Origin of the sequence: Corallococcus sp. 4LFB (genome assembly GCF_046520365.1) — a bacterium.
Lineage (GTDB): Bacteria > Myxococcota > Myxococcia > Myxococcales > Myxococcaceae > Corallococcus > Corallococcus caeni.
Genome location: NZ_JBKGHJ010000537.1, coordinates 1 through 5,235, shown reverse-complemented (window position 1 = coordinate 5,235; position 5,235 = coordinate 1). Strand labels below are relative to the sequence as shown.

Sequence of the window (5,235 nt, the reverse complement as noted above, 5' to 3'; positions counted from 1 at the left end):
GTCGGGGCGGGACGGGCGGGACGGGGCAGGGGCAGCACGGCAGGACGGGCGGTACGGGGCGGTACGGCATCTCACGCAGACGGGCAGACACTTCATCCTCAGGAGACCAAGACCATGGCGACCAAGACCCAGAAGCAGACCATCCAGCGCAAGGCCCGTCAGATGAAGGCGAAGACGGTCAAGGCCGTGTCCTCCGCCGGCAAGCAGGCGAAGCGCGTGCAGGTGACGCTCGGTGACCTGATCGCCGCGGCCTTCGACACGGTGGGCGGCGAGGCTCGCAAGGTGGCCAGGGTGGTCTCCTCGACCGACATGACGTTGGCGACCGGCAAGCACATTGTCTTCGTGGGGTGATTGCTGCCGCCGGCCGGGCGCGGACACATCAGGGATCCACTCCAGGGCCAGGTGACCGACGTGAAATCCATTCTCATCCCCGGACGCAACTGCTGGACGCGGACGGAAACGCATGACGCGGGCGTGCTGGTGGACGCCCGGGATTACTACCGGGAGCTGTATCGGGCCATCCGGAAGGCCCGCCGCTCCATCGTCATCACCGGTTGGCAGTTCGACAGCGACGTCACGTTGCTGCGCGGTGAGGACCAGGAGGAGGCGAACGGAGGCGAGGTCCGGCTGCTGCCGCTGTTGGACCAGATGTGCCGGGAGAACCCGGAGCTGCACGTCTACATCCTCGCCTGGGACTTCAGCATGCTGCTCGCCATGGAGCGCGAGTGGATGCAGAACCTGCTGTTCAACTGGACCACGAACGAGCGGCTGCGCTTCCGCTTCGATTCCTCCAGCCCGCTCTACGGAGCGCATCACCAGAAGCTCGTCGTCGTCGACGGCGTGATGGCCTTCACCGGCGGCATGGACGTGTGTGACTGCCGCTGGGACGACCGGGACCACCCCGCGCGCTCGAAGCTGCGCTGCGACTCCGGCCGCGACCCGCATGGGCCCTACCACGACGTGCAGACCGTGCTGACGGGCCCCGCGGTGAAGCCGCTCGCGGAGCTGTTCGAGGCGCGCTGGGCGCACTCGGGCGGAGGCGAGCTCCACCTGGAGCCCGTGAACCGCGACGACCTGACCTTCGAAGCGACGATGCCCGCGCCTCCGGGCCCGGTGGCCATCAGCCGCACCTTTGGAAAGACCCTCCTGCCTCCGCAGGAGGAGGTGCAGGAGATCCGCGCGCTGTACGTGGACGCCATCGACGCGGCCGAGCGCTTCATCTACGTCGAGAACCAGTACTTCTCCTCGCGCGCCATCTACGACGCGCTCGTCAAGCGCATGCGCGCGGCCGGACGGCCACGGCTCCAGGTGATGCTGGTGCTGCCCCGTCAGCCCGAAGCGCTGCGCGAGCAGATCGCCATGGGCGTGGCCCAGGTGCGCCTCCTGCGCGCGCTGCGCGACGTGGCCTCCGAGACGGGCCACGGCTTCGCGGTGTACGGCTCGGCGGCGAAGGACGAGGACGGCTCGGACGTCTTCACGTACATCCACTCGAAGGTCCTCGTCGTGGACGACACGTTCATGACCATCGGCTCCGCGAACACGACCAACCGCAGCCTGGGCCTGGATTCAGAGCTCAACCTGAGCTGGGAGGCCCAGCGCCCGGGGACGCCGTGTCGCGCGCCATCCGCCGCGTGCGCGTGTCGCTGATGGCGGAGCAGGCGGGCCTGGCGGGCGTGGCCGCGCTGCGCCCGCTGGTGGCCGCGACGCACCTGGTGGAGACGCTGGACCGGCTGGCCCACGACGGGCAGCACCGGCTGCGTCCGCACCCGCTGGAGACGGTGTTCGACCAGAACCCCCTCTTCAAGCCGCTGGAGCCGGAGGAGTTCCTCATCGACCCGGAGGAGTCGGTGCTGGACGAGTCCCTCTTCGAGGCCCTGCACAAGGGCGACGACGGCCTCTTCGCCTCCGGCGTGCGCCTGCTGTCGCGGTGGCTCGTCGGCAAGTCGTGCGACACGGCCCGGCACAGCGCCATCCTGCCCTGCGAGCCGGGGCAGGAGGAGGGCGGGACGGTGGGCAGCTAGCGGCGGGCGAAGTCCACGCCCACGCCGGCGCCCACGCTCACGCCGCGCACCAGCGTGTCATCCGGCTGCGGGAAGTGCACCGTGGCGCCGGCGCCCCAGACGTACATGGCGGGCAGCACGCGCCGCCGGAACTCCGCCGCCACCGAGTAGCGGGGCTTGTCTCCCAGGCCCACCACCACCACGCGCGCGATGCCTCGCGACTCGCCCCCCGGGCTGCTGAAGCTCAGGGACAGGTCGCCGTCCGCGCGGCCGAAGGCGGAGTACTCCACGGCGCCGCTGGCCACCACCTCCGCGGAGTCCGGCCCGTCGCCGCGCGCCACGGACAGCTCCAGGTAGCCGGAGAAGTCCTGGGGCACGCGCTGGTCCGCCTGGGGCTCCTCGGAGAGGCCCACGGCGGAGAAGCGCGACAGCTCATAGCCCGCGCCGAAGTAGCCGAAGCGGAAGCCGCCGCCCTGCCGGCGCCCCTGCACGGTGACGCTGAGCTGCGTGCCCTTGAAGTTGCCCTCGAACGCGACGCCCAGCAGCGCGCCCACGTCCTGCGCGCCCGCGTTGAGCCGCGCGCCGCCGGCGAGCAGGGCCCACGAGCGCAGCCGCTCGCCCTTGTACATGGCGAACTCGCCGCCCACCGACGCGAGCGTGGCCTCCGGCGTCACGCCGCCCGCCTCGCCGAAGTCGTGCGCCGCGGAGGCGCGCACCAGGTAGCGGTCGAAGTTCTCCTCGCTGTCGCTGACGATGCGGCCGAGGTCCAGCAGCAGCTCGCCGGAGAACACGCGCGCGGCGAGCACGTCGCTGGCCAGCAATTGCACGCGCGCGGGCCCCGCGGTGAACGACACCGTGCCGCCCGCCGGGTGGTAGTCCGGGTTGAGCTGGTTGTCGTAGCGGTTCACCAGGTAGCCGCGCCCCAGCGACTCCTCCAGGAACGGCTGCACGCGCAGGCCGAAGCGGCCGGACTCGTCGCCGATGCGCAGCAGGCGCACCACCTGCCCGTAGTCGCTGCGCTCGTCCCAGTCCTGGCGCCGCAGCCACGCGCCGTAGTCCTGGTCCTTCTGCTTCGGGTCGTTGTCCAGCAGCCGGAAGCGCAGCGGCGCGCCCAGCATGAACGCGAAGTCCTCGCCGCCATCCACGCCCAGTGACGGGTACGCGTACCCGAAGAGGTCCTGCTCTCCACCGCGCGTCCCGGACGGGAAGCTCAGCGGCCCCACCTCCAGCAGCGCCCGGAAGCCGATGCCCTCCGAAGAACCCCCCGAACTCCCCGAGGACTCCGGCGCGGAGTACGTCTCCTGCGGCGGATCATTGGGGACCTCCTCGACGGTGGAGGACTGGGAGTGAAGCAGGGCGATCAGGGCCACGAAGGGAGCACCAGTCATTGGTGCTCACTCTAGTTGGCGCGGCGCGGGGTGGACAGACGAATACCCGGCGCGGCCCGCGGGCGGGCTTTGCCGGGTATCCGCCCTCACGTGGGGCGCGAGGCTAGTGGGTGGGGTCGGGCGTGGCGCCGGACTCGACCTTGGAGCTGTCGGTGCTGGAGTCGTCGGTGTCGCTGTCGAGGGCCTCGGACTCGGTCTCGCCGCTCACGTCCTTCACTTCGCTCTTGCCCTCGGTGGTCGTGGCGCCGGAGCCGCCGGTGCCGCTCTCGGTGCCGCTCTCGGTGCCGCTCTCGGTGCCCAGGTTGCCCTTCTCATTGGGGTCGCGGTTCTGGTTCACCGCGCCGGCGGGAACCTCGGGATCACCCAGCTTGGTGGGCGTGTTCTGCTGCACGTCCCACTTCTGGCCGTCCTGGGTCTTCACGGTCTGGTTGGCGGAGCCGGAGCCGCCGGTGGCCTCGCCCTCGTAGACGGTGGGCGCGTCCATGCGGTCGCGCTTCTCCAGGTCGCTGACGTTGCCCGTCTCACCGGGCAGCTCCTGGGAGGCGGAGTCCGAGGAGGCGGAGTCGGAGGACGAGGAGTCCATGCTCTCGCCGCGGGTGTCCTGGGTGCTGCCCGCGCTGCCCGAGCCGCCCGAGCCGCCCATCATCGAACCGGTTTGCGGTGAAGAGGCCTTGAACGTGCCGGCGTTGTGGCTGGCGCAACCGTACAGCGACAGGGCGGCGATCGCCGCGAACAGAGGGAGCTTCATGGGAAATCTCCGTGTGTGTCGGGTTTGAAGTCGGCTGGGGGAAATCTGGTTGTCCTTCCGACAGAGACAAGGACACACACGAGCTCCTCCCAACCGGCACGCCCCTGAGCGGCCGGGGGAGCAGGCCCACGGCAGCCTGACCGTGCGCGAGGGGTTCCCGCGCTTCCCGGACGGGGACGGCGCGCTTCGCCGGCTTCGAGCACTTCGAGTTGACTACGGCTGTAGTCAGGCGTACCTTGCTTTCTGACTACAGCTGTCGTCACGAAGGGCGGGGCGCATGAAGAAGCCGGTGGGAGAGCAGGAGCTGGCGGTGCTGCGGTACGTGGCCGAGCACGGGCCGGCGACCGTGGGCGAGGTGGCCGAGCGCTTCGGTGAGGCGCAGGGGCTGGCGCGCTCCACCATCCTGACGGTGATGGAGCGCCTGCGGCTCAAGGGGCACCTGACCCGGAGCAAGGTGGACGGGGTGTTCCAGTACGCCTCGCCGGTGGCGACGCAAGAGCTGCTGCGCGACGTCGTAGGGAACTTCGTGCAGCGCACGCTCAGCGGCTCGCTGTCGCCGTTCGTCACCTACCTGTCGGAGACGGAGGACGTGTCCGACGAAGAGCTGAAGCAGCTCCAGGACGTCGTGGCGCGCCTGCGCCAGAAGCGGAAGGAGTGAGCCCCATGACGCCTCTGGTGACCTCGCCGTGGTGGTCGTCGTGGTCGGAGTCGGTGTGGCGCGCCTCGTGGCAGGGGGCGCTGTGCGCGCTGGTCGTCTGGGGCGTGGCCCGGGCGCTGCCGCGCCTGCCCGCGGCCGTGCGCGCGGGCCTGTGGTGGCTGGTGGCGCTCAAGTTCGTGCTCACGCTGGGCTGGCCCAGGCCCCTGCCGCTCGCGCTGCTGCCGGTGGAGGCCGCGACGGCGGCGCAATCCCAGACGTCCGGCGCGGGAGGAGCGCAATCCCAGACACCGGCCGTGATGACCCCGCTGCGCACGGCGTCCGCCGCGCCCGGTGGCGCCACGCGCCTCCAGGTGTCCCGGCCCGTGGCCTCGGATGGGAAGGCCCCGGCTCCCGCCGTGGTGGCCCCGGAAGCCTCCCTCGCACGGGGCGCGGCTCGCGGCG

The 5,235-nt window shown here is 71.0% G+C and carries 6 protein-coding genes and 1 pseudogene; 5 read left to right on the top strand and 2 right to left on the bottom strand.

Annotated elements, in window-relative coordinates; all coding sequences use genetic code 11:
- The first annotated feature begins 114 nt into the window (after positions 1-114).
- The 3 genes from ACLEQD_RS36265 to ACLEQD_RS36255 are packed head-to-tail and all read left to right on the top strand — an operon-like array spanning position 115 to position 2,021.
- Positions 115-351 carry a chaperonin gene (locus ACLEQD_RS36265; RefSeq protein WP_120561048.1) on the top strand — a complete coding sequence of 79 codons (237 nt, stop codon included), beginning with the start codon at positions 115-117 and terminating at the stop codon, positions 349-351.
- Positions 352-411: 60 nt separating this feature from the next.
- Positions 412-1,647 (top strand): phospholipase D-like domain-containing protein, encoded by a 1,236-nt coding sequence (locus tag ACLEQD_RS36260; RefSeq protein ID WP_410390456.1) that lies wholly within the window; start codon positions 412-414, stop codon positions 1,645-1,647.
- Positions 1,611-2,021, top strand: coding sequence for a hypothetical protein (locus ACLEQD_RS36255; RefSeq protein WP_410390454.1), 411 nt, complete (start codon positions 1,611-1,613; stop codon positions 2,019-2,021). Before ACLEQD_RS36260 ends, ACLEQD_RS36255 begins: the two co-directional genes overlap by 37 nt.
- On the opposite strand, the gene ACLEQD_RS36250 is transcribed toward ACLEQD_RS36255, so the two are convergent.
- Positions 2,018-3,370 carry a hypothetical protein gene (locus tag ACLEQD_RS36250; RefSeq protein WP_410390452.1) on the bottom strand — a complete coding sequence of 451 codons (1,353 nt, stop codon included), beginning with the start codon at positions 3,368-3,370 and terminating at the stop codon, positions 2,018-2,020. The two genes, ACLEQD_RS36255 and ACLEQD_RS36250, sit on opposite strands and share 4 nt — an antisense overlap.
- A gap of 121 nt (positions 3,371-3,491) precedes the next feature.
- A complete protein-coding gene (locus ACLEQD_RS36245) occupies positions 3,492-4,136 on the bottom strand; it encodes a hypothetical protein (RefSeq protein WP_410390450.1) in 645 nt (214 codons plus the stop codon).
- Positions 4,137-4,413: 277 nt separating this feature from the next.
- Here ACLEQD_RS36245 and ACLEQD_RS36240 point away from each other — a divergent pair, with 277 nt between their 5' ends.
- Positions 4,414-4,794, top strand: a complete 381-nt coding sequence (locus tag ACLEQD_RS36240) for a BlaI/MecI/CopY family transcriptional regulator (protein WP_014400122.1) — start codon at positions 4,414-4,416, stop codon at positions 4,792-4,794.
- A 5-nt stretch (positions 4,795-4,799) separates the two neighbouring features.
- Positions 4,800-5,235 (top strand): annotated as a pseudogene (locus ACLEQD_RS36235) (peptidase M56); the annotation flags it as partial.

Coding starts and splice junctions, on each gene's coding strand:
- ACLEQD_RS36240 (WP_014400122.1), top strand. CDS start 4,414: ATGAAGAAGCCGGTGGGAGAGCAGGAGCTGGCGGTGCTGCGGTACGTG.
- ACLEQD_RS36245 (WP_410390450.1), bottom strand. CDS start 4,136: ATGAAGCTCCCTCTGTTCGCGGCGATCGCCGCCCTGTCGCTGTACGGT.
- ACLEQD_RS36265 (WP_120561048.1), top strand. CDS start 115: ATGGCGACCAAGACCCAGAAGCAGACCATCCAGCGCAAGGCCCGTCAG.